The sequence below is a fragment of the Cupriavidus sp. 05N38 genome, assembly GCF_056397345.1.
This window is the reverse complement of the sequence record NZ_JBFTNF010000003.1, coordinates 125947-146982: the sequence shown is the minus strand read 5'-3', so window position 1 is coordinate 146982 and position 21036 is coordinate 125947. Positions and strand designations below refer to the sequence as shown.

Genomic DNA, 21036 nt, shown 5'->3' with positions numbered 1-21036 from the left:
GGGCCGCCTTGCCGCATCCTGCGACGGCTCTCGAGGCTGCTGGCCACGGCCAGACTTCTTAAACGTTCCTGACGGAGCGGTACATGCCATTTGCCCTGCACGGCATCCCGGTCTCGCGCGGCGTCGCCATCGGCCGCGCGCATTTGCTCGCGCCTGCCGCGCTCGATGTCTCCCATTACCTGGTCGATGAAGACCGGCTCGACGACGAGGTCGAGCGCCTGCGCTCCGCGCGCGCGGTGGTGCGGGCCGAACTGGCCGCGCTCAAGCGCGACCTGCCGCGCGAGGCGCCGGAGGAAATGGGCGCCTTCCTCGACGTGCACGCGATGATCCTCGACGACGAGGCGCTTGCGCGCGAACCCGAGGCGCTGATCCGCAACCGCCGCTACAACGCCGAATGGGCGCTGACCACGCGGCTCGAAGAACTGATGCGGCAGTTCGACGAAATCGAAGACGAATACCTGCGCGAGCGCAAGGCGGACATCCGCCAGGTGGTCGAGCGCCTTCTCAAGGTGCTGGCCGGCGCGGCGATGCTGGCGCCGGCCCCGGCGCCGCCTTCCACGCTCGCCCCCGACGGCGAGCCCGCGCCGGGCGTGATCGTGGTCGCGCACGATATCTCGCCGGCCGACATGCTGCAGTTCCGCCATACCGTGTTCCATGGCTTCGTGACCGACCTGGGCGGGCGCACCTCGCACACCGCCATCGTGGCGCGCAGCCTGGACATCCCCGCCGCCGTGGGCGTGCAGAGCGCGAGCGAGCTGATCCGCCAGGACGACTGGGTGATCATCGACGGCGACGCCGGCCTGGTGATCGTCGACCCGTCGGCCATCATCCTCGAGGAATACCGCCACCGCCAGAGCGAGCGGGCCCTGGAGAAGAAGCGCCTGCAGCGCCTGCGCCATACGCCGGCGGTGACGCTGGACGGGCTCGAGATCGACCTGCTGGCCAATATCGAGATGGCGGAAGACGCCAGCGCGGCGCTCACTGCCGGTGCCGTCGGGGTGGGGCTGTTCCGTTCGGAATTCCTCTTTATGAACCGGCGCGGCGAACTGCCCGACGAGGAGGAGCAGTTCCATGCCTACCGCGGCGCCGTGGATGCCATGCACGGCCTGCCGGTCACCATCCGCACCATCGATATCGGCGCCGACAAGCCCCTGGACGGACGCGACGGGCGGGGCGACGATTTCGAGACCGCGCTGAATCCCGCCCTGGGCTTGCGCGCGATCCGCTGGTCGCTGTCGGAACCGGCGATGTTCCTGACCCAGCTGCGGGCGTTGTTGCGTGCCTCGGCCTTCGGGCCGGTGCGCCTGCTGATCCCGATGCTGGCGCACGCGCGCGAGATCGACCAGACCCTGGACCTGATCGCCCAGGCCAAGCGCCAGCTCGACGCGCGCGGCCAGGCTTTCGACCCGAACATCAAGGTCGGGGCCATGATCGAGATTCCGGCAGCCGTGCTGATGCTGCCGCTGTTCCTGCGCCGCATGGATTTCCTCTCGATCGGCACCAACGACCTGATCCAGTACACGCTGGCCATCGACCGTGCCGACAACGCCGTGGCGCATCTGTACGACCCGCTGCACCCGGCGGTGCTGCAGCTGATTGCCCGCACCATCCGCGAGGCCAACCGCGCCGGCGTGCCCGTGGCGGTGTGCGGCGAGATGGCGGGCGACCCCGCCATGACCCGGCTGCTGCTGGGCATGGGGCTGCGCGAATTCTCCATGCATCCTTCGCAGCTGCTGCGGGTCAAGCAGGAAGTCCTGCATGCCGACTGCCAGCGGCTGGAGCGGCTGGTGGAGCAGGTCCTGTGTGCCTACGAGCCGGAGGAACTGGCCTGCGCGCTGAAGCAGCTGTGACGGCTCGGACAACCCTGATGTGGTTGGGGTTTTTGCCTCGGATCCGGCACCGTGATTGGGGGTAATCCGTCACTTTTCGGCGGGAGTGTGACGACCCCCGCATGCCGGAAACTGGTGCAAAGTGGCGCTCTCCTGGCATGTACCCTTTGTGCCTTAATGGGAATTGTTATCATTTTCGATCTCTGATATTCTGGCGTACATCGAGGGTGACATGCCGGTGTCACCCCTGCCCCAAGGAGGCATTTGTGTACGTTTGCATCTGCAATCAGGTTACCGACCGAGAAATCCATGGAGCCGCCCATCTTGGCGTGCAAACGCTGGAAGAGCTGGCTGAAACGCTGGGTGTTGGCACCTGCTGCGGCCGCTGCCGCGAATGCGCCCACCAGGTCCTGTGCGAAGGCGTGGCGGCGGTGCGCAACGTAACGGTCGCCACCATCCATGTGGTGGACATTTCCTCCTGTTCGTCCTCTGGTCCGCGTGCCATAATGGACACTCGGGACCCGGCAGTCGCGAACGACCAGCAAACTGAGCTGGTTGCCTGAACTCGCCCGCAATTTTTAGATTGCGGCGCGTTTTCCCATTTCCAGACTGCACGCGGCGCACCTTGCGCCGCTTCGCGTTTTTGCGGGGGCCCGATGCAACAGGAGCCTCCAATGAAAGGTGACAAGAAGGTCATCCAACACCTGAACGCGCAGCTGAAGAACGAGCTGACCGCGATCAACCAGTATTTCCTGCATGCCCGCATGTATCGCCACTGGGGCTTGAAGAAGCTCGGCGACGTGGAATACAAGGAATCCATCGGCGAGATGAAGCACGCGGATCGCCTGATCGACCGCATCCTGATGCTCGACGGACTGCCCAACCTGCAAGACCTGCACAAGCTGCTGCTGGGTGAAGACACCCCGGAAATGCTCAAGTGCGACCTGAAGCTGGAGCAAGCCGCGCACACCACGGTCAAGGAAGGCGTCGCATATTGCGAATCGGTGGGCGACTATGTCAGCCGCGACATCCTGGTCGATATCCTGACCGACACCGAAGAGCATATCGAGTACCTGGAAACGCAGCTCGACCTGATCGACAAGGTTGGCCTGCCCAACTATCTGCAGTCGCAGATGGAGCCGGGCGAGCAGTAAGCCGCCCAGCAGTCGGCCGCACGTTCGCAAGAACCTGGTGGCCGCACACGCGCGGTGCCGTCCGGTGCTGCCGCTCTTGCCTGCATTCTGGTAGTAACCCTTATCATTCGGATTTAGATTCCCATTCGAGGCGGTTTTCGCACGCGGTCGCCGGTACCTTGCATGCCTGTGCCTTGCGCGTGCGTACAATCGAATCGAACGACAAATCGAACGACAAATCCTCCCCCGCACGCCGTCTCTCTCTTTCACTTGAAGGCTCTGGTTCGCGATGCGCGCAGATACGGCTGATCTCAGGCGGCTCTTTCTCTCCGGCGCGCCGTTGCTGGATGTCCGCGCGCCGGCCGAATTCGCGCGAGGCGCCTTTCCCGATGCCGTCAACCTGCCGCTGATGGATGACGCCGAGCGGCATCAGGTGGGCCTGTGCTTCAGGGAGCAAGGGCAGGCCGCCGCGCTTGCGCTGGGGCACCGCCTGGTGTCGGGCGAGATCCGCGCCGCGCGCGTCGCCGCCTGGGCGGGTTTTGCCCGCGCCCACCCGGATGGCTACCTGTACTGCTTTCGCGGCGGATTGCGCTCGCAGATCGTGCAGCAGTGGCTGAACGACGATGCCGGCATTGCCTGTCCGCGCGTGGCCGGCGGCTTCAAGGCGATGCGCACCTTCCTGATCGAGACCCTCGATGCGGCCGCGGCGAACTGCGGCCYGCTGATGCTTGGCGGCCTCGCCGGCAGCGGCAAGACCGAACTGATCGCGGATCTGGTCGCCGGGGAGGGCGCCGCCATCGATCTGGAAGGGCATGCCCGGCATCGTGGATCGAGCTTCGGCCGGCGGGCCGTGGCGCAGCCCACGCAGATCGATTTCGAGAATGGCATGGCGATCGATCTGTTGCGCCGCCGTGCGGCCGGGCACCCGGCCCTGGTGGTGGAAGACGAAGGGCGTTATATCGGCAGGCGCACCTTGCCGCTGCCTTTCTATCTCGCCATGCAGGCGGCCCCGTTGGTCTGGCTGGAGGAGCCATTCGAGGCGCGCGTGAGCCGGGTGCTCGACGACTATGTGCTCGGCCTGTCCGGCGAGTTCATGGCGGCATTTGGCGGGCAGGCCGGGTTCGCGGCCTACGCCGCGCGCCTGCGCGAGGCCATGGCAGCGATTGCCGGGCGCCTTGGCGGGGTACGCTACGCGAGGCTGTCGGCATTGCTGGATCAGGCACTGGCGCGCCAGGAGGGCAGCGGAGAAACCGACATGCACCGGGCCTGGATCGCCGTGCTGCTAAGCCAGTACTACGACCCGATGTATGCCTACCAGCGCGAGCAGCGCGAGGCCAGGATCGTGTTCCGCGGCGCGCGCCCGGCCGTGCTGGCCTACCTGCGCGAACACACGCGCGCCTGAAACGGTGGCGCAAGCCTGTTGCGTCGGCCCTTGACGGGAGGCATCGGGATCGGCATCAGGCGCCTGGGTGGCCATCATGGCCGCCACCGCAGACCTCGCAGTCCGGCGCGCGGCCGAGCCGCATGGTAGTCCATTCCATGCCGAGCGCATCGACCATCAGCAGGCGCCCGGCGAGGCTGGTGCCAACCCCCATCAGGAGCTTGAGCGCTTCGGCCGCCTGCACGGTGCCGACCATGCCCACCAGCGGCGCGAATACGCCCATGGTGGCGCAGGCGACTTCCTGCGCGGGCTGCGACGGGGGAAACAGGCAGGCRTAGCACGGTGCGTCCGGCTGGCGGTGGTCGAACACGCTGACCTGCCCGTCGAAGCGCAGCGCCGCCCCCGAAACCAGCGGCACGCGGTGCTGCACGCAGGCGCGATTGACCGCCTGGCGCGTGGCGAAATTGTCGCAGCAGTCGAGTACCACGTCGGCATCGGCGACCAGTTGCGCCAGCTGATCGGGGCCCACGCGCGCGGCAACCAGCCGTACGTCGAGGTCCGGGTTGATGCGCAGCATGCCTTCGCGCGCGGACTCCACCTTGGGCCGGCCGACGTTGGCGGTGGTGTGGATCACCTGGCGCTGCAGGTTGGTGAGGTCTACCACGTCGTCGTCGACCACCGTGATGGTGCCGACCCCGGCCGATGCGAGGTAGGGCAGTGCGGCCGCGCCCAGCCCGCCGGCGCCGATCACCAGCGCACGGCCGGCCAGCAGGCGGCCTTGACCTTCAATGCCGAGTTCGTCGAGCAGGATATGCCGCGAGTAGCGCAGCAGTTGATCGTCGTTCATGCGGTGCCATGCAAAAGCGGCCCCGCAGGGCCGCCTTTATTCGAGAGGAGTTCAGGGAGCCTTGCCGGTCGGCGTGCCCAGCGGCGTTCCCATCGGGGCGCTTGCCGGTGGTGCGCTTGCCGGGGTCTTGCCGGCCGGGGCGGCGGGCTTGGCCGGGCTTGCGCTCTTGGCGGGCTTGGCCGGCTTGTCCGAGGTCGCGACGGCTTCGAGCTTGGACTTGGAGCGCTTGACCGGCTGGCCTTCGAGCTGCGCGATGGCCTGTTGCAGCATGAAGTCATCCGCCGAGCCGAACTCGATGGGCTTCTTCTTGCGTTCCTTCTCGCGCTCTTCCGGTGTCTTCTTGGCGTTCTCTTCCTCGAGCCGGCGCAGCTCTTCCACGCGTCGCTGCTCGCGCTCGTTCATCTCCGGCTCTTCCGATTCCTGCTTGTTGTGCAGGTGGCGCTCGGTGTCGATCTCGCGCGTGATCAGCGCGTCGTCGGGATCGCCCTCGGGATTCTGGTCGACCGGGATGTCCGGGCGGATGCCCTTGGCCTGGATCGACTTGCCGGTCGGCGTGTAGTAGTAAGCGATGGTCAGCTTGATGCCGGTCTCGTTGGTCAGCGGGCGCACGGTCTGCACCGAGCCCTTGCCGAAGGTGGTCTTGCCCATGATCAGCGCGCGCTTGTGATCCTGCAGCGCACCGGCCACGATCTCCGACGCCGAGGCCGAGTAGGCGTTGGTCAGCACCACCATGGGGATCTTCTTGTACAGCGCCGGCAGGCTCTTGAGCGGGTCATCCTCGATCGACGACAGCCGGTAGTTGTTGAAGGTCGTCTTGTAGACGCGCTTGGCGTCCGGCACCTGGCCGTTGGTCGAGACTACGGTCACGTCGTCGGGCAGGAAGGCCGCGGCCACGCCCACGGCGCCCTGCAGCACGCCGCCGCCGTTGTTGCGCAGGTCGAGGATCACGCCCTTGAGGTTGGGATTCTTCTTGGCCAGATCATCGAGCTTCTTGCCCAGGTCGGCCACGGTCCGTTCCTGGAAGCTGGTCAGGCGCACCCAGGCGAGGCGGTCGTTGTCGATCAGCTTGGCCTTGACCGACTGCACGCGGATCTCGGCACGCGTGATCGAGACCGGGAAGGTGCGTTCGTCGCTCTTGCGGTAGATGGTCAGCGTGACCTTGGTGCCCGGCTCGCCGCGCATGCGCTTGACCGCCTGTTCCAGCGGCAGGCCGCGCACGGGCTTGTCGTCGATGCGGGTGATCAGGTCGCCGGGCTGGATGCCGGCGCGGAAGGCGGGGGTGTCCTCGATCGGGTTGATCACCTTGACCAGCCCTTCTTCCTGCGAGATCTCGATGCCRAGGCCGGCGAAGCGGCCGCGCGTGCCTTCCTGCAGTTCCTTGAAATCCTTCTCGTCCAGGTAGGCCGAATGCGGGTCGAGGCTGGCGACCATGCCCTTGATGGCTTCGGTCAGCAGCTTCTTGTCGTCGACCGGCTCTACGTACTCGCGCTTGATCTGGCCGAAGATGTCCGCCATCAGGCGCAACTGCTCCAGCGGCAGCGGCCCGGACGAATTCTGCGCCGTGGCCGAGAGCTGCAGCGTGGCCAGCACGCCGGCAACGAGTCCGGCAGAAACAAGACTGATGTTCTTGAGCGTCTTACGCATGAGGGCTGCCTGAACGTGTGAGGATTATGCTATGTCGGAGCCGGCCTGGTGCGTCACACCGGCCGGTTTTGTCCGACAGTATAAGAGGGAGCGGAAAAAAAGGTCTGTTCCGCTGCCGGCAACGGCCGGGCGGCACGCGGAGGCGCGCGCCCGGCCCTTGCCTCAGCGTGCCTTGCCCTGGTTGGCCACGGCGGCCAGCGAGGCGGCGAGCGCTTCCTGGTCGCCCAGGTAGTAATGACGCAGCGGGCGCAGCTCGGCGTCCAGCTCGTACACGAGCGGGGTGCCATTGGGGATATTGATGCCAACGATGTCGTCATCCGAGATCTGGTCCAGGTACTTCACCAGCGCGCGAATGCTGTTGCCATGGGCGGCTATCACCACGCGCTTCCCCGATTTGATGTCGGGTGCGATGGATTCGTTCCATAGCGGCAGCACGCGGGCCACCGTATCCTTGAGGCATTCGGTGAGCGGGATCTCGTTGCGCGGCACGCTGGCGTAGCGCGGGTCGTCGTACGCGACGCGCGGATCGTCCTGTTCCAGCGCCGGCGGCGGGGTGTCGTAGCTGCGGCGCCATACCAGAACCTGCTCGTCGCCGAACTTGGCCGCGGTTTCCGCCTTGTTGAGGCCGGACAGCGCGCCATAGTGCCGCTCGTTCAGGCGCCATTCGTTCCGCACCGGGATCCACATCTGGTCCATTTCGTCCTGCACGTGCCACAGCGTGCGGATGGCGCGCTTGAGGACCGAGGTATAGGCTACGTCGAAGGCGAAGCCCGCCTCGCGCAGCAGCTTGCCGCCCAGCTTGGCCTGGGCCACGCCGGTGTCGGTCAGGTCGACGTCGACCCAGCCGGTGAAGCGGTTTTCGAGATTCCAGGTGGATTCGCCGTGGCGAATGAGAACGAGTTTGTACATGCTGCTTCCAAAGCGTGAGAAACCTGTGCGCGCCGTGCCACTTGCGCCTTCATGTGTCAAGTAGGAGACAATGGCGGTCGCGGGCGCTAAACCGTCTATTTTATAATGCCGCCGACTCAACCCACCGGAATGCCAACGTGAATTTCTTCGCCGACTACAACAACCTTGCCTTGATCGCCATTGCCGTGGTGTCGGGCGGCCTGCTGGCCTGGCCCGCCATCTCGCGCGGCACCTCCGGCAAATCCGTCAATCCGGCCAGCGCCACGCAGATGATCAACAAGCGCAATGCGGTGGTCGTGGATATCCGGGAAGCCACCGAATATGCCAAGGGGCACCTGCCGCAGGCCAAGAGTGCGCCACTTGCCGACCTGGCCAACCGCGCCGCCGGCCTTGCAAAGGACAAGTCCGTCCCCATCATCGTCGTGTGCCAGACTGGCCAGCGTTCGGGCAAGGGGCAAGCAGTCCTGAAGGAAGCCGGTTACAGTGAGATCTATTCGCTCGAAGGCGGCCTGGCCGCGTGGCAGCAAGCCGGCTTGCCGGTGGTCAAGTAAAACGCGCGCCGGGCGCAGCAAAGGGCGCGGCAGCGTACCTGACCGGCCACCTGCCGGCCGCCCCGAGCCAAGCCAAAGCCAAGTTTCAAAGGAGAACCGCATGGCCCGCGTTGTGATGTACAGCACGGTAGTTTGTCCGTATTGCCAGATGGCCGAGCGCCTTCTGAAGGCCAAGGGCGTGGATGCGATCGAGAAGATCCTGATCGACCGCGAGCCCGGACGGCGCGAAGAAATGATGAGCCGCACAGGGCGCCGCACGGTGCCGCAGATCTATATCGACGAAACCCACGTGGGCGGTTTCGACGATCTCTCCGCACTCGACCGCCAGGGCGGATTGACGCCGCTGCTGGCGGCCTGAGGCAAATTCCTAGCCGCGACGCGGGTGAATTCGCCACCCGCGTCATGTACCATATGCGTTTTCCAACCGGGTGCCTGCCCGGGTCGCCAGCCTGGGCCATTGCCGCCCGCAGCGCTTGCGGCCTGGGTATCTGGCGTCCAATGCCCATTCCCGGAAGCCTTTCATGAGCGACGAGCAAAACAATCAGCAGGAAGACCAGCCGTTCTTCAATATCCAGCGTGTGTACCTGAAGGACATGTCGCTCGAACAGCCGAATTCGCCCGGCATCTTCCTCGAGACGGAAGCCCCGGCCGTGGAAGTGCAGGTGAACGTGGGCGCCTCGCAACTGCAGGAAGGCATCTTCGAAGTGGTGGTGACGGGTACCGTGACCACCAAGGTGCAGGACAAGGTCGCCTTCCTGGTCGAAGCGCACCAGGCCGGCATCTTCGATATCCGCAACGTGCCGGTGGAGCAGCTCGACCCGCTGCTGGGCATTGCGTGCCCGACCATCCTCTACCCGTATCTGCGCGGCAATATCGCCGACGTGATCACGCGCGCCGGTTTCCAGGCCATCCACCTGTCGGAAATCAATTTCCAGGCACTGTACGAGCAACGCCTGCAGGCTGCGATGCAGGAAGCCGAAGCCGCCCAGGGCGGCAACAGCGGCATCGTGATGCCCGACGGCAGCCAGGCCCGCCACTGATCCACGGATCCTGGCGCGGTATGCAGTAAAGACGGGGCCACGTGCCCCGTTTTGTCATTCCGGCCCGCCCATGTGCGACGCAAGCGGCCGGCGGCCGAGCGTCCAGGCCACCAAACGAGCGAGGCAAACCGTCATGAAAATCACTGTCTTCGGAGCCGGCGCCTGGGGCACCGCGCTGGCCAGCCATGCCGCCGCGGCCCACGAGGTGGTGCTGTGGGGGCGCGATGCCGCCGAGCTGGCGGCGATCGGCGCCGCCGGTGTCAACGCCACCTACCTGCCTGGCGTGGCGCTTTCGGAAAAGCTCGCCTTCGAGGCCGATTTCGAGCGGGCCGCGGCGCACGTCGATGCCGATCCCGATGGCCTCGTGATCGTGGCCACGCCGGTCTCCGGCTTGCGCGAGATGACACGCCGGCTGGCCACGCGCAGCAACGGCGGCCTGCGCATGCTGTGGCTGTGCAAGGGCTTCGAAGCCGGCACCAACGCCCTCCCGCATCAGATGGTGCGGGAGGAGCTGGATGCCGCCGGCCGCCTCGACGAAACCTTGTACGGCGTGCTGACCGGACCGAGCTTTGCCCGGGAGGTGGCGCTCGGACTGCCATGCGCGCTGACTGTCGCGGGCACGTCGCCGGTGCTGTCCGAGCTGGCGCAGCAGGGCTTTCATCATCATGCGATGCGCATCTACGGCAGCGATGACCTGGTCGGCGCCGAGGTGGGTGGGGCGGTGAAGAACGTGCTGGCGATCGCCACCGGCGCCAGCGACGGGCTCGGGCTGGGCCTGAACGCGCGCGCCGCGCTGGTGACGCGCGGCCTGGCCGAGATGACGCGCCTCGGGATGGCGCTGGGCGGACGGGTCGAGACCTTCATGGGCCTGGCCGGCATGGGCGATCTGATCCTGACCGCTACCGGCGACCTCTCGCGCAACCGCAAGGTCGGCCAGCAGCTGGCCGAAGGCAAGACGCTCGCACAGATCCTGGCCGACCTGGGCCATGTGGCCGAAGGCGTGCGCTGCGCCCAGGCGGTGGCGGCGCTGGCCGCGGCACAGGGTGTCGAGATGCCGATCACGCGCGCGGTCTGCGCCGTGCTGTTCGAAGGCCTGCCTGTCGCCGATGCGGTGGCGCGCCTGCTGCAACGCGATGCCCGGGACGAGTGAGCGCACGAGTGAGCGCGCCTCGCGTCTTCCCGTTTTTCGCAATGACCAATGATTCCCGCGGCGCCACGGATGCCGTGCCGCCATCGCTCCGCCCCATGCCCCCAGACTCCATTGCGGCCCGCCGCCGCGTCCTGATCGCCCTTGCCGCCAGCGCTGTGCCCGGCGCATTGCTGGCTTCGCCTGCCGCCGGGCAATCCTGGCCGGTACGCCCGATCCGCATGGTGGTGCCGTTTCCGGCCGGTTCCTCGCCGGACCTGATCGCACGCCTGCTTACCGAGAAGCTGTCGGTGTCGCTCGGCCAGCCCGTGGTGGTGGAAAACCGCCCCGGGGCCGGCGGCAATATCGGCACCGGCCTGGTGGCGCGCGCCGCGCCCGACGGCTACACCCTGCTGCTCACCATCAACGGGCCGCTGGTCACCGCGCCGACGCTGTCGCGCCACCTTGGCTACGATCCCGTGCGCCAGCTCGCGCCGGTATCGCTGGTGGCGACTTCGCCCAATGTGCTGGTGGTGGACGCGCGCCTGCCGGTGCACGACGTGGGCGAGTTCGTGGCGCTGGCCCGCGCGCGGCCCGGTGTGCTGAACTACGGCTCGGTGGGCAACGGCAGCGCCGCGCACCTGGCCATGGAGCAGCTCAAGGCGATGGCGAAGATCGACCTCGCCCATATTCCCTACCCGGGCTTTGCGCAGATCACCACGGCCATGGTCGGTGGCCAGGTGCAGGCCGGCTTCATGGTGCCGGCGATCGCCATGCCGCTGGTCGCCGCCGGCAAGCTGCGCATCATCGCGGTCACTACCAGCGGGCGCACCGGCCTGCTGCCCAACGTGCCCACCGTGGCCGAGTCCGGCTATCCGGGCTTCGAGGCGATTTCCTGGCAGGCCGTGCTGGCGCCGGCCGGCACGCCGGCACCGGTGATCGACCGGCTCTACCGCGAACTGGTGGCCATCATCGGCAGCGAGGACGTGCGCGCCAAGATGCGCGCGCAGTATTTCGTGCCGGCAGGCACGGCGCCGCAATCGCTGCGCCAGACCATGGCGAGCGAGAAGGCGCGCTGGGACAAGGTGATCCGGATCGCCGGCGTCGAGCCGGAATAGGCGGGAGAGCGCTCAGGCGCCGCCGGCGAAGCCGTTTTGCCGCCACGCTTCGAACACCACGACCGCCACGGTATTGGAGAGATTGAGGCTACGGTTGTCGGGCCGCATCGGCAGGCGGATGCGCTGCGCGGCGGGAAACCATTCGCGCCGCTCGGGCGCCAGGCCGCGCGTCTCCGATCCGAACACGAACCAGTCGCCGGGCCGGAAGCCGACCTGCCCGAACGGCGTCGAGCCGTGCGTGGTGAGGGCGAACATGCGGGCCGGATCGGGCTGCTCACTGGCCATCAGTGCGTCCCAGTTTTCATGCACGCGCATGCTGGCGTACTCGTGGTAGTCCAGGCCCGCGCGGCGCATGCGCGCATCCTCGAGCGGAAAGCCAAGCGGCTTGACGAGATGCAGCCGCGCGCCGGTATTGGCGCACAGGCGGATCACATTGCCGGTGTTCGGCGGGATTTCTGGTTCGACCAGGACGACATTGAACATGGTGTCGGGCGGGCCTCGCGGCGCCGCAGCCATAAAACGCTGCGCAGCTTACCCCGGGCAAGGGGCGCATGTCACGCTAGCGCGGGCTAGGGCGTGCGCAGGGCAACGAACAATGTGACGCGCGCCGCGCCATGGGCTTTCAATATGCGCGCCGCTTCGCCCAGGGTGGCGCCGCTGGTCATCACATCGTCGACCAGCCCCACATGCAGGCCCGTGATATCGCTGCCCGGCGCCAGCCCGAAGGCGCCCTGCAAGTTCGCCTGGCGCGCGGACAGGTCCAGCGAAGCCTGGGCCGGCGTATCGCGCAGGCGGGCCAGCAGCGTAGGCGAGGCGCGCGCACCCAGGAGGCGTGCCAGCGGCCTGGCGATTTCCCAGGACTGATTGAATCCGCGCACCGCGAGGCGCTGTGCGGAGAGCGGGACCGGCGCGAGCAAGGCGGGGCGGGCGGTGCTCGCTGGCGGCCTCGCGGCTTGCCAGCGGCGCGCCAGTTCCGTCGCCAGCCAGTCCGCCAGCGGCAGCGCGCCGCCGAACTTGAGGGCCAGCACCAGGCCATCCTGCGGGCTCGCGTAGTCGCCCAGGACGACCGCGGCGTCGAATGCGGGAGGCTCGAGCCGGCAGGGGTTGCAACGCGAGGTGCCGCGCGCGGCGGGGCGGGCGCAGCAAGCGCAACGTGGCACCGGCGCGAGCAGTTCGCCGGCGCAACCGGCGCACACGGCGTCTTCCTGCACTTCGCCGCACAATGCGCACGCCGACGGCAGCATGATTCGCCACAATCGCCGGGCATGGCGGCGCAGCCTGCCTGCCGCGCCGGCGCCGCCGGCAGCCATCGCGGCAGGCGCGTATACTTGCGGTCCGGCCGCCGTGCCCGCTGGCGCGCACGCCGTATTCCGCCCGGGCGCCTGCGTCCGGCCGTGCTCCTCATCCTCCTGCTGCCCCGCTTGCCCGTGTCCCTGCATGACGCCGACTCCCCCGATGCCTATTTGCCGCCTGCGCGGCTGACCCGCCTGGCCTTCGACCGGCGCAGCGCCGGCTTCGGCCAGCTGGATTTCCTGCTGGGCGAGATCAGCCAGCGCATGCAGGAGCGCATGCAGATGATCCGGCTCTCGCCCGTGCGCGCGCTCGATATCGGCTGCGGCCATGGGCGCGGGCTGGCGGCGTTGCGCGCGCAGTATCCGGATGCGCAGATCGCCGGGCTGGATATCTCGGGCGCCATGTTGCGCGAGGCGGCCCAGCGCGACCCCCAGCGCCAGGCCGGCTGGCTGGGACGCATGCTGGGCAAGCGCCCGATCTTCGACCTGGTGCAGGGCGATCTTGCCACATTGCCATTCGCGCCCGCCAGCTTCGACCTGCTCTGGTCCAACCTTGCGCTGCACTGGCATCCAGAGCCGCATAGGGTATTTCCCGAGTGGCATCGTGTCGCACGCAACGACGGCCTGGTGCTGTTCTCGCTGTTCGGGCCCGATACGCTGGCCGAGCTGCGCGACGCCTTTGCGCATGTGGATAGCGGTACGCACTCGCTGCGTTTCGTCGACATGCACGATATCGGCGACATGCTGGTTCATAGCGGATGGTCCACGCCGGTGATGGACATGGAAACCATCACGGTTACCTACGAGTCGCCGCTTACCTTGCTGCGCGAAGTGCAGGCCTTTGGTGGCCTGCGCCTGCCCGCATCGCCAAGCCGGGGCTTGCGCGGACGGCGCTGGCTCGATGCGCTGCTGGCCGCGCTCGAGCGCCATCGCAACGCCGACGGGCTGATCCCGCTCACCTTCGAAATCGTCTACGGCCATGCGTGGAAACTGGCGCCGCGCGGCAAGCAGGACGTCGATGAACTGGGCCACGCGGTGGTGCCGATCGACAAGATCGGGCGCGCGCGGCCGCGTCGCTAGCGTGGCGCAATGGTCCTGCTGGCGTGTCCGCCTACTCCATCGCATGCACCGCACCGATGCACAGAAACGTGTCGCGCGCCAGCCCCGCCGTCAAGGGACGGCCTTGTTCGAGTAGGCGAAGCGCCCTATAATGCGCCAGTTTGTCGCAGTGGTTCCCCTGGCACATGTGCCCCGGAATCGCACTAAGTCAGTGCGGCCCAGGCGATCGTCCCAGGTGTGCATCCTATGCAGAGTGGTTGGCGATGCAAGACTTGGGTATCGCATTCCAGACGGCGCAAGACGGGTCCGGCGGTGGTTCCGGTGGATCCGGCGCGCCGGACAAAGACTGGCTGATGAAGCGGAACTGTTCGCTTTCTCCACGCCAGGTCGGCTGGTTCTACCTCTCAATCGTCTGTGTTTCGCTCGCCATCGCACTGTTCTTCGCGTGGCGAGGGTCGTGGCTCGTGCTGCCYTTTGCCGGGCTGGACCTGCTGGGGCTCGGTATCGCGTTGTTGGTCTACGCGCGGCATGCGGCTGACTACGAACGCGTCAGCCTGGCAGACGGCCTGCTGGTGGTCGAGGCCGTCAGCGCCGGGCAGGTGACGCGGCATGAATTCAACCCGCTCTGGGTGCGGGTCGAACTGGGTGAATCATTACGGGCGCTGGTGCAGTTGCGCTCGGGTAAGTGCGCTGTGCAGGTGGGGTGTTTTCTGGACCCGTACAAGCGGCGAAAGTTCGCGCAGGAGCTCGTTTCTGCCCTGCGCTGTCTCTGAACTGGGGCGGCGACGGTCAGGCGGGCTGACAGATTTGAATCTGTAAATTGGGTAGATAACAAATGAAAATGTGGAAGAAGGCATCCGCAGCGTGTCTAACGGGCGCGTCCCTGCTCGTTAGCCAGGCAGCTCTGGCAGTGGAAGACATGCCGGGCGGTCCAGCCGTGCGCCAGCTCAATCTGACCGAACCCGTTACCAAGATCGCCGAACAGATTCACTGGCTGAACTGGATGATGCTGATCATCTGCACGGTGATCTTCGTCGGCGTGTTCGGGGTGATGTTCTATTCCGTGTTCAAGCACCGCAAGTCCAAGGGTGCGAAGTCTGCCTCCTTCCATGAAAGCATCACCGTCGAGGTGATCTGGACCATCATCCCCTTCCTGATCGTCATCGGCATGGCCCTGCCCGCCACCAAGACGGTCGTGGCGATGAAGGACACCACCAATTCCGACATCACCATCAAGGCCACCGGCTACCAGTGGAAGTGGGGCTATGACTACCTGAAGGGCGAAGGCGAGGGCATTTCCTTCGTCTCCACGCTGACCACGCCGCGCGAGCAGATCAACAACGAGGCACCGAAGTCGAACACCTACCTGATGGAGGTGGACAACGAGATGGTGGTGCCCGTCAACAAGAAGATCCGTGTCGTCACCACCGCCAACGATGTGATCCACGCGTGGATGATCCCGGCTTTCGGCGTGAAGCAGGATGCGATCCCCGGCTTCGTGCGCGATGCCTGGTTCAAGGCCGAGAAGGTCGGCGTGTATCGCGGCCAGTGCGCCGAGCTGTGCGGCAAGGAACACGCGTTCATGCCGATCGTCGTGCGCGTGGTGTCCGACGCCGACTACGCCAAGTGGGTCGAGGGCAAGAAGAAGGAACTCGCCGCCAAGGCCGACGACCCCAACAAGACCTGGACGCTCGAGGAGCTCAAGGCGCGCGGCGAGAAGGTCTACACGGCCAACTGCGCGGTCTGCCACCAGCCGAACGGCAAGGGCGGCGGCGCGTTCCCGGCGCTGGACGGCTCCAAGGTCGTCAACGGCCCGAAGGCTGGCCAGATGCACATCCTGCTCGAAGGCAAGGGTGCCATGCCGGTCTGGAAGCATCTCTCCGATACCGAACTCGCTGCCGTCATGACCTATACCCGCAACAACTGGGGTAACAAGACTGGCGAAGTGATTCAACCGAGCGATTTCGTGAACGCCCGTGCGGGCAAGTTCCCGGAAGGCGGCGGCGCCGCCGGCGGCGATGCCGCTCCCAAGGCGGAAGACAAGCCCGCCGCCAAGCAGGCCAGCGTTGCGGGCGACCGCGCGGCAGGCTGATCAGGATTACAGGAGTTTTTCGCGATGAGTACTGCTACCCCGGACGCGCTTGCGCACCCGCACGATCATGCGCACGACCACGCGCACGATGAGCATCACGATCATCCGCACGGCTGGCGGCGCTGGCTGTTCGCCACCAACCACAAGGACATCGGCACGCTGTACCTGCTGTTCTCCTTCACCATGCTGCTGTCGGGCGGCGTGCTGGCGCTGCTGATCCGCCTCGAGCTGTTCGAGCCGGGCCTGCAGTTCTTCCGCCCCGAACTGTTCAACCAGTTCACCACCATGCACGGCCTGATCATGGTGTTCGGCGCGATCATGCCGGCCTTCGTGGGCTTCGCCAACTGGATGATTCCGCTGCAGATCGGCGCGTCCGACATGGCGTTCGCGCGCATGAACAACTTCAGCTTCTGGCTGATGCCGCCGGCGGCGCTGCTGCTGGTGCTGTCGTTCTTCGCGCCGGGCGGCGCCACCGCCGCCGGCTGGACCCTGTACGCGCCGCTGTCGGTGCAGATGGGCCCGGGCATGGACATGGCCATCTTCGCCATGCACATCATGGGCGCGTCGTCGATCATGGGCTCGATCAACATCATCGTGACGGTGCTCAACATGCGCGCGCCCGGCATGACGCTGATGAAGATGCCGATGTTCTGCTGGACCTGGCTGATCACCGCCTACCTGCTGATCGCCGTGATGCCCGTGCTGGCCGGCGCCATCACCATGGTGCTGACCGACCGCCACTTCGGCACGAGCTTCTTCTCGGCCGCGGGCGGCGGCGATCCGGTGATGTACCAGCATATCTTCTGGTTCTTCGGCCACCCCGAGGTCTACATCATGATCTTGCCGGCGTTCGGGATCGTCTCGCACGTCGTGCCGACCTTCGCCCGCAAGCGCCTGTTCGGCTACAGCTCGATGGTGTACGCCACCGCCTCGATCGCCATCCTGTCGTTCATCGTGTGGGCGCACCACATGTTCACGACCGGCATGCCGGTGACCGGCCAGCTGTTCTTCATGTACGCGACGATGCTGATTGCGGTGCCGACGGCCGTGAAGATCTTCAACTGGATCGCTACCATGTGGCGCGGCTCGATGACCTTCGAGACCCCGATGCTGTTCGCGATCGGCTTCATCTTCGTGTTCACCATCGGTGGCTTCACCGGCCTGATGCCGGCCGTGGCCCCGATCGACATCCAGTTGCAGGACACCTACTTCATCGTGGCCCACTTCCACTACGTGCTGGTGGCGGGCTCGCTGTTCGCGATGTTCTCGGGCTTCTACTACTGGGGTCCGAAGTGGAGCGGTTTCATGTACAACGAAACCCGCGGGCAGATCCACTTCTGGGGTTCGATGATCTTCTTCAACGTGACCTTCTTCCCGATGCACTTCCTGGGCCTGGCCGGCATGCCGCGTCGCTATGCCGACTACCCGACCCAGTTCGCGGATTTCAACGCGATCGCATCGATCGGTGCGCTGGGCTTCGGGCTGATGCAGGTGTATTTCTTCTTCTTCGTCGTGCTGCCGTCGTATCGCGGTGGCCAGAAGGCAGCGGACAAGCCCTGGGATGGCGCCGAAGGCCTGGAGTGGACCGTGCCGTCGCCGGCCCCGTTCCACACCTTTGAAGTGCCGCCGCACGTCAGGTAAGACGCAACCGGGCAAGGAAGGATGGGCATGCCCGTCCTTCCGCGTCCAGCAAGCAGGGTGTCATGCAGGATCCAAACAAAAGTCCATCGCAGCCAGACCGCAAGGCCGCCAACCGCCGTCTCGGTCTGATCCTCTTTTCGATCGTGATGGTTTTCTTTTTGGGTTTCTTCGCCAAGATGATTCTTCTGGGCTGAAGCTGCAGGGTATTGGAATGAGCACGAACCAGCAGTCACAAGACACCACCGACAGGCGCTTCAACCGCGGCATGATGCTGCGGCTGCTGGTGGTGGTGGCGCTGATGTTCTCGTTCGGCTATGCGCTGGTGCCGCTGTACAAGAAGATCTGCGAGATCACCGGCCTCAATGTGGTGACCACGCGCGATCTGTATGGCGGCCAGGTCAAGAACACGCAGGTGGACAAGAGCCGCACCATCACGGTCGAGTTCGATTCCAACGCGCGCGGCCCCTTCGCATTCCGGCCGGTGAAGAACACCATGGAAGTGCATCCGGGCGAGATGGCCACCATCGTCTACGAGGTGGCGAACGGGCAGTCGCGCGACATCTCGGCGCAGGCGATCCCGAGCTACCTGCCCAAGCTGGCCACGCAGTATTTCAAGAAGATCGAGTGCTTCTGCTTCAAGCAGCAGACGCTCAAGGCAAAGGAAGCACGCGAGATGCCGGTGGTGTTCGTGATCGATCCGGACCTGCCGAAAGACGTGAAGAACATTACGCTGTCCTATACCTTCTTCGAGATCGGTTCGCCGGTGGCGCAGGTGCCGCAGGGCGATCTGGAGACCCCGGCCGGGGCAGGCAAGGGCATTTGAGCAGCGGCCGGCATCGCCGGCCGAGGTCGAGGCAGTAGTGGGAGTAGCCGTGGAAGAGATGAAGGACGCGGTCAAGCGCAAGCTGTCCTTTGCGCAGACCCTGCGCGCGGTGTTCTGGTCGTTCATCGGCCTGCGCAAGGGCAGCGAGCATGAGCGCGACATGGCACAGCTCAATCCGGTCCATGTGATCATCGCCGGCCTGATCGGGGTAGCCATCCTGATCGCGGTGCTGATTACCGTCGTGCGCGTCGTGGTAGGGTGAGGCCGCGCAGTCCGGGTACGGCGCAGGGCAGGTAACAGGTAACAGGTACAAGCAGGCAAAAGCATGCCGCCGGCCAGCAGTCGGGGCCGGATGTGCGGATAACGATTACTGAATCAAGACTCTGAGCTGGAGAAAAAAGAATGAGTGCGAATCGCGCCAACGCTCCGTACTACTTCGTACCGGGCCCATCGCGCCATCCGATCACGGCAAGCTTCGGCCTGCTGCTGACGGCCGGCGGGGCTGCCGGCTGGGTAAACGGGCAACCCTGGGGACCGTACGTCTGCGGCCTCGGCCTGCTGTGGTTCCTGTTCGTGCTCAAGAGCTGGTTCGCCGAAGCCATCAGCGAATCCGAGACCGGCAAGTACGGCAAGAACATCGACCTGTCGTTCCGCTGGTCGATGGGCTGGTTCATCTTTTCCGAAGTGATGTTCTTCGCGGCGTTCTTCGGTGCGCTGTTCTATGCCCGGAACATCGCCATGCCATGGCTGGGCGACCTGAACAACAAGATCCTGTGGCCCGACTTCGCCGCGGTGTGGCCCAATGCCGGCCCGGCCGGCGTGGTGGAACGCTTCCAGACCATGGGCCCGTGGCCGATCCCCACGATCAACACGGCACTGCTGCTGATGTCCGGCGTGACGCTGACCTGGGCGCACCACGCGCTGCTGGCCAACAAGCGCAGCCAGCTGATCCAGGGCCTGGTGCTGACCATCCTGCTGGGCGCGGTCTTCATGTGCTTCCAGGTGTTTGAGTACCACCATGCGTACTCGGAGCTGAATCTCAAGCTGACCTCGGGCATCTACGGCTCCACCTTCTTCCTGCTGACCGGCTTCCACGGCTTCCACGTGACCATGGGCGCGATCATGCTGACGGTGGTGCTGGTGCGCGTGCTGAAGGGGCACTTCACCCCCGACCATCACTTCGCCTTCGAAGGCGCCGCCTGGTACTGGCACTTCGTCGACGTGGTGTGGCTGTTCCTCTACATCGTGGTGTACTGGCTGTAAGACACCCGGCTGCGGTGCCCGCCGGCCCGGCCGGCGGCATCGCGGGGAGGCACCCTCCCCGTGCAGAACAACAAAAAACAAGCGCCGCAGGAGTCTAGCCAGCCTGCGGCGCTTGTTTTTTTGGTCTGGTCACCGGTTCGCTTGCCGGAGTCCACGGCTTCACGGCCCCATGCGGATGCCCGTGCTCTGAATCCAGCCCATCCAGTGCGAGAACAGGATGAAGAGGAACAGCGCCACGGAAAAGCCGACCCGGAACATCAGCGAGCGCATCATGTTCGGCGTCCTGCCGCGGTCGCGCATCATGAAGAACAGGGCCGAGGCCAGGCTGCCGATGATGAGGATGAACGCGATGATGATGACAATGCGCATGGAAAGCCCGCGCGCGCGGGATCGGCTGGAGAGGAGCTGCCATTATCGCACCGGCGCGCCGTTCCCGGCACACGGGAGCCGCCGGTGAAGCCGTGGCGCGCCCTGAGTCCGGTCCCGGCCATTGCCGCGCTGGTGGTGATCGCCGTCACCTGCGCGCTGGGCAACTGGCAGCTCAACCGCGCCCATGAGAAACTCGCGCGTGCCGCGCGCCAGCAGGCGCTGGCTGCCGAGCCGCCGCTACAAGTCGGGCAGGCGCTGATCGCGGGCCCGGTGGCCGAGCGGCGTGTGCATGTGCGCGGCCGCTTCGACGCGGCGCACACCGTCTTGCTGGACAACCGGCCGCACGGAAACGGCACCGACAGCCGCGCCGGCTTCATGGTCCTGACGCCGCTGCGCGTGGTGGACGGCGATCCTGCCGCACCGGCGCTCCTGGTCTTGCGAGGCTGGCTGCCGCGCGATGCGCAGGAACGCACGCGTATCGCGCCGTTCCCCACGCCCGAGGCCGAGGTGGAGCTGGACGGTACCGCGCTGGAAACGGTGCCCAGGGTGTTCAGCCTGGGCCGGGACGCGGGCTCGGAAGCCGGGCAGAAGATCCGCCAGAATGTGGATATTGCGGCGTTTGCCAGGGAACTGGGCGTACCCCTGCAGCCCTTCGTGCTGGAGCAGCGTAGCGAAAGCGGCGATGGCCTGGCGCGCGACTGGGCCCCGGCCGATACGGGCGCCGACCGGCATTACGGCTATGCCTTCCAGTGGTTCGGGCTGGCCGCCCTGACGCTGGTGCTGCTGGTGGCGCTGAGCTGGCGGCGCGCGGCGCGCATGGCGGCCTAGATGGCCCGGGCAAGCCGGGCGGTGGCATGCCGGCGAACCACGGCCGGGCGCGGCGGTCAGACGAGCGCAGCCGGCTCCGATGAAAGACGAC

At 66.1% G+C, this 21036-nt stretch carries 24 protein-coding genes; 18 read left to right on the top strand and 6 right to left on the bottom strand.

What is annotated here, in order from left to right:
- Positions 1–83: 83 nt before the first annotated feature.
- The 4 genes from ptsP to mnmH all read left to right on the top strand — a co-directional run bounded on the left by ptsP (position 84) and on the right by mnmH (position 4364).
- The gene (ptsP, locus tag AC1DK4_RS03790) at positions 84–1850 is read left to right on the top strand and encodes a phosphoenolpyruvate--protein phosphotransferase (protein WP_441613765.1); all 1767 of its coding nucleotides are present in this window, start codon (positions 84–86) and stop codon (positions 1848–1850) included.
- A gap of 245 nt (positions 1851–2095) precedes the next feature.
- Positions 2096–2392, top strand: a complete 297-nt coding sequence (locus AC1DK4_RS03785; RefSeq protein ID WP_441649709.1) for a (2Fe-2S)-binding protein — start codon at positions 2096–2098, stop codon at positions 2390–2392.
- A gap of 111 nt (positions 2393–2503) precedes the next feature.
- Positions 2504–2983, top strand: a complete 480-nt coding sequence (gene bfr / locus AC1DK4_RS03780) for a bacterioferritin (RefSeq protein ID WP_441613763.1) — start codon at positions 2504–2506, stop codon at positions 2981–2983.
- Between the two features lie 268 nt (positions 2984–3251).
- On the top strand, positions 3252–4364 hold the full coding sequence (mnmH, locus tag AC1DK4_RS03775) for a tRNA 2-selenouridine(34) synthase MnmH (RefSeq protein ID WP_477131396.1): 1113 nt from the start codon (positions 3252–3254) through the stop codon (positions 4362–4364).
- A gap of 55 nt (positions 4365–4419) precedes the next feature.
- Here mnmH and AC1DK4_RS03770 read toward each other — a convergent pair whose 3' ends face one another.
- The 3 genes from AC1DK4_RS03770 to gpmA all read right to left on the bottom strand — a co-directional run bounded on the left by AC1DK4_RS03770 (position 4420) and on the right by gpmA (position 7743).
- The gene (locus tag AC1DK4_RS03770) at positions 4420–5190 is read right to left on the bottom strand and encodes a HesA/MoeB/ThiF family protein (protein ID WP_441649707.1); all 771 of its coding nucleotides are present in this window, start codon (positions 5188–5190) and stop codon (positions 4420–4422) included.
- A 51-nt stretch (positions 5191–5241) separates the two neighbouring features.
- Positions 5242–6834, bottom strand: a complete 1593-nt coding sequence (locus tag AC1DK4_RS03765; RefSeq protein WP_441649706.1) for a S41 family peptidase — start codon at positions 6832–6834, stop codon at positions 5242–5244.
- 162 nt (positions 6835–6996) lie between these two features.
- The gene (gene gpmA, locus AC1DK4_RS03760; protein WP_441613759.1) at positions 6997–7743 is read right to left on the bottom strand and encodes a 2,3-diphosphoglycerate-dependent phosphoglycerate mutase; all 747 of its coding nucleotides are present in this window, start codon (positions 7741–7743) and stop codon (positions 6997–6999) included.
- Positions 7744–7880: 137 nt separating this feature from the next.
- On the opposite strand from gpmA, the gene AC1DK4_RS03755 reads away from it, so the two are divergent.
- The 5 genes from AC1DK4_RS03755 (at position 7881) to AC1DK4_RS03735 (ending at position 11578) form a co-directional block, all read left to right on the top strand.
- Positions 7881–8294 carry a rhodanese-like domain-containing protein gene (locus AC1DK4_RS03755; RefSeq protein WP_441613758.1) on the top strand — a complete coding sequence of 138 codons (414 nt, stop codon included), beginning with the start codon at positions 7881–7883 and terminating at the stop codon, positions 8292–8294.
- 100 nt (positions 8295–8394) lie between these two features.
- A complete protein-coding gene (grxC, locus tag AC1DK4_RS03750) occupies positions 8395–8652 on the top strand; it encodes a glutaredoxin 3 (protein WP_441613757.1) in 258 nt (85 codons plus the stop codon).
- 163 nt (positions 8653–8815) lie between these two features.
- Positions 8816–9334, top strand: coding sequence for a protein-export chaperone SecB (secB, locus tag AC1DK4_RS03745; protein WP_441613756.1), 519 nt, complete (start codon positions 8816–8818; stop codon positions 9332–9334).
- 133 nt (positions 9335–9467) lie between these two features.
- Entirely contained in the window at positions 9468–10484 is a 1017-nt protein-coding gene (locus tag AC1DK4_RS03740; protein WP_441649705.1) for an NAD(P)H-dependent glycerol-3-phosphate dehydrogenase, read from the top strand.
- 95 nt (positions 10485–10579) lie between these two features.
- Positions 10580–11578, top strand: coding sequence for a Bug family tripartite tricarboxylate transporter substrate binding protein (locus tag AC1DK4_RS03735; protein ID WP_441649704.1), 999 nt, complete (start codon positions 10580–10582; stop codon positions 11576–11578).
- Positions 11579–11590: 12 nt separating this feature from the next.
- Here AC1DK4_RS03735 and trmL read toward each other — a convergent pair whose 3' ends face one another.
- Positions 11591–12061: a tRNA (uridine(34)/cytosine(34)/5-carboxymethylaminomethyluridine(34)-2'-O)-methyltransferase TrmL gene (trmL, locus tag AC1DK4_RS03730; RefSeq protein ID WP_441613753.1), complete on the bottom strand. Its 471-nt coding sequence runs from the start codon at positions 12059–12061 to the stop codon at positions 11591–11593.
- Between the two features lie 86 nt (positions 12062–12147).
- Entirely contained in the window at positions 12148–12822 is a 675-nt protein-coding gene (locus AC1DK4_RS03725) for a ComF family protein (RefSeq protein ID WP_441649703.1), read from the bottom strand.
- Positions 12823–13005: 183 nt separating this feature from the next.
- On the opposite strand from AC1DK4_RS03725, the gene AC1DK4_RS03720 reads away from it, so the two are divergent.
- The 8 genes from AC1DK4_RS03720 to AC1DK4_RS03685 all read left to right on the top strand — a co-directional run bounded on the left by AC1DK4_RS03720 (position 13006) and on the right by AC1DK4_RS03685 (position 19748).
- Positions 13006–13950 (top strand): methyltransferase domain-containing protein, encoded by a 945-nt coding sequence (locus AC1DK4_RS03720; RefSeq protein WP_441613751.1) that lies wholly within the window; start codon positions 13006–13008, stop codon positions 13948–13950.
- 242 nt (positions 13951–14192) lie between these two features.
- Positions 14193–14702, top strand: a complete 510-nt coding sequence (locus AC1DK4_RS03715; RefSeq protein ID WP_441613825.1) for a DUF2244 domain-containing protein — start codon at positions 14193–14195, stop codon at positions 14700–14702.
- Positions 14703–14764: 62 nt separating this feature from the next.
- Positions 14765–16021 (top strand): cytochrome c oxidase subunit II, encoded by a 1257-nt coding sequence (coxB, locus tag AC1DK4_RS03710; RefSeq protein WP_441613750.1) that lies wholly within the window; start codon positions 14765–14767, stop codon positions 16019–16021.
- Between the two features lie 24 nt (positions 16022–16045).
- Entirely contained in the window at positions 16046–17662 is a 1617-nt protein-coding gene (gene ctaD, locus AC1DK4_RS03705) for a cytochrome c oxidase subunit I (protein ID WP_441613749.1), read from the top strand.
- A gap of 62 nt (positions 17663–17724) precedes the next feature.
- Positions 17725–17856, top strand: coding sequence for a cytochrome oxidase small assembly protein (locus AC1DK4_RS03700; protein WP_441613748.1), 132 nt, complete (start codon positions 17725–17727; stop codon positions 17854–17856).
- 17 nt (positions 17857–17873) lie between these two features.
- Positions 17874–18485 (top strand): cytochrome c oxidase assembly protein, encoded by a 612-nt coding sequence (locus tag AC1DK4_RS03695; RefSeq protein WP_441649702.1) that lies wholly within the window; start codon positions 17874–17876, stop codon positions 18483–18485.
- 49 nt (positions 18486–18534) lie between these two features.
- Entirely contained in the window at positions 18535–18747 is a 213-nt protein-coding gene (locus AC1DK4_RS03690) for a DUF2970 domain-containing protein (protein ID WP_441613746.1), read from the top strand.
- Positions 18748–18887: 140 nt separating this feature from the next.
- Entirely contained in the window at positions 18888–19748 is an 861-nt protein-coding gene (locus AC1DK4_RS03685) for a cytochrome c oxidase subunit 3 (RefSeq protein ID WP_441613745.1), read from the top strand.
- A gap of 159 nt (positions 19749–19907) precedes the next feature.
- Here AC1DK4_RS03685 and AC1DK4_RS03680 read toward each other — a convergent pair whose 3' ends face one another.
- The gene (locus AC1DK4_RS03680; RefSeq protein ID WP_441613744.1) at positions 19908–20117 is read right to left on the bottom strand and encodes a twin transmembrane helix small protein; all 210 of its coding nucleotides are present in this window, start codon (positions 20115–20117) and stop codon (positions 19908–19910) included.
- A gap of 84 nt (positions 20118–20201) precedes the next feature.
- On the opposite strand from AC1DK4_RS03680, the gene AC1DK4_RS03675 reads away from it, so the two are divergent.
- Entirely contained in the window at positions 20202–20945 is a 744-nt protein-coding gene (locus tag AC1DK4_RS03675; RefSeq protein ID WP_441613743.1) for an SURF1 family protein, read from the top strand.
- The last annotated feature ends 91 nt before the right edge of the window (positions 20946–21036 follow it).

What these genes read in the sequence shown, in the direction of transcription:
- trmL (WP_441613753.1), bottom strand. Translation starts at nt 12,061, where the DNA reads ATGTTCAATGTCGTCCTGGTCGAACCAGAAATCCCGCCGAACACCGGC.
- AC1DK4_RS03735 (WP_441649704.1), top strand. Translation starts at nt 10,580, where the DNA reads ATGCCCCCAGACTCCATTGCGGCCCGCCGCCGCGTCCTGATCGCCCTT.
- AC1DK4_RS03680 (WP_441613744.1), bottom strand. Translation starts at nt 20,117, where the DNA reads ATGCGCATTGTCATCATCATCGCGTTCATCCTCATCATCGGCAGCCTG.
- ctaD (WP_441613749.1), top strand. Translation starts at nt 16,046, where the DNA reads ATGAGTACTGCTACCCCGGACGCGCTTGCGCACCCGCACGATCATGCG.
- AC1DK4_RS03695 (WP_441649702.1), top strand. Translation starts at nt 17,874, where the DNA reads ATGAGCACGAACCAGCAGTCACAAGACACCACCGACAGGCGCTTCAAC.
- AC1DK4_RS03725 (WP_441649703.1), bottom strand. Translation starts at nt 12,822, where the DNA reads ATGCTGCCGTCGGCGTGCGCATTGTGCGGCGAAGTGCAGGAAGACGCC.
- coxB (WP_441613750.1), top strand. Translation starts at nt 14,765, where the DNA reads ATGAAAATGTGGAAGAAGGCATCCGCAGCGTGTCTAACGGGCGCGTCC.
- AC1DK4_RS03685 (WP_441613745.1), top strand. Translation starts at nt 18,888, where the DNA reads ATGAGTGCGAATCGCGCCAACGCTCCGTACTACTTCGTACCGGGCCCA.
- ptsP (WP_441613765.1), top strand. Translation starts at nt 84, where the DNA reads ATGCCATTTGCCCTGCACGGCATCCCGGTCTCGCGCGGCGTCGCCATC.
- grxC (WP_441613757.1), top strand. Translation starts at nt 8,395, where the DNA reads ATGGCCCGCGTTGTGATGTACAGCACGGTAGTTTGTCCGTATTGCCAG.
- AC1DK4_RS03700 (WP_441613748.1), top strand. Translation starts at nt 17,725, where the DNA reads ATGCAGGATCCAAACAAAAGTCCATCGCAGCCAGACCGCAAGGCCGCC.
- gpmA (WP_441613759.1), bottom strand. Translation starts at nt 7,743, where the DNA reads ATGTACAAACTCGTTCTCATTCGCCACGGCGAATCCACCTGGAATCTC.
- secB (WP_441613756.1), top strand. Translation starts at nt 8,816, where the DNA reads ATGAGCGACGAGCAAAACAATCAGCAGGAAGACCAGCCGTTCTTCAAT.
- bfr (WP_441613763.1), top strand. Translation starts at nt 2,504, where the DNA reads ATGAAAGGTGACAAGAAGGTCATCCAACACCTGAACGCGCAGCTGAAG.
- AC1DK4_RS03740 (WP_441649705.1), top strand. Translation starts at nt 9,468, where the DNA reads ATGAAAATCACTGTCTTCGGAGCCGGCGCCTGGGGCACCGCGCTGGCC.